The 783-nt window shown below is 60.8% G+C and carries 1 protein-coding gene; it reads left to right on the top strand.

Annotation, left to right across the window (positions count from 1 at the left end; genetic code table 11):
- The coding region (locus HCF10_RS30980) for a DUF6531 domain-containing protein (RefSeq protein ID WP_237683218.1) at window positions 1-783 on the top strand (783 nt) is incomplete at both ends.

Genomic DNA, 783 nt, shown 5'->3' with positions numbered 1-783 from the left:
TGGACGCGCATGCCGAGGCGGTGAAGCCTTTGCTGCTCGGTGGCCCGGCGACAGCGATCAAGACCGTATCGGTTTCGCCGTTGAAGGCTGGGGAGCACGTGGTTTCGAACCCGGTGCCGGCGGTTCGCAGGAAGACTCAGCAGACGGTGTTGGTCAGGCAGGAGCCTGTCGATGATGTGCCTGTTGTATCGACGAATCCGAAGGGCGATGCGGCGGCTTCTTCGGATAAGACCGTCACCAACGGCTGCCCCGTGTCGATGGTTACCGGGGAGGAACTGCTGACCCTGACCGATGGCACGTTGGACGGGATTTTGCCGTTTGAGTGGACACGGTTGTATCGCACCAGTGCGGTGGAAGTGGATTGCGGGTTGGGGTTTGGCTGGAGTCATTCGCTGGCGCATCGGCTTGTGGTGTCGGGCGATTCGGTGGTGTGGACGGACCATGAGAACCGCAGTACTTCGTTTCCGATGCCGACCGTTGCTCGACCGGCCATCACCAATAGTTTGGCCGAAGCGGCGATCTATTGGGGCGCTTCGCCGGATGAGTTGGTGTTGTCCCAGGCGTCGCGGTTTTATCACTTTCGCGACGGAGTGTTGGTCTCCATCAGCGATGCGTACGACAACCGGCTGCGGATTTCTCGGGATTATTTGGGGCGGATTGAGCGGCTGGATAACGGCGTCGGACGCTCGCTGTTCCTGCGCTATGCGTTCGGCCACATCGTGGCGGTGGACTATCAGGTTCAGCGCGCCAAGGGGTATGAACCCTTCGAGTGGGTGACCGAGC

Origin of the sequence: Pseudomonas sp. B14(2022), from assembly GCF_012030485.1 — a bacterium.
GTDB lineage: Bacteria > Pseudomonadota > Gammaproteobacteria > Pseudomonadales > Pseudomonadaceae > Aquipseudomonas.
This window is presented reverse-complemented; position numbering and strand designations above follow the sequence as displayed.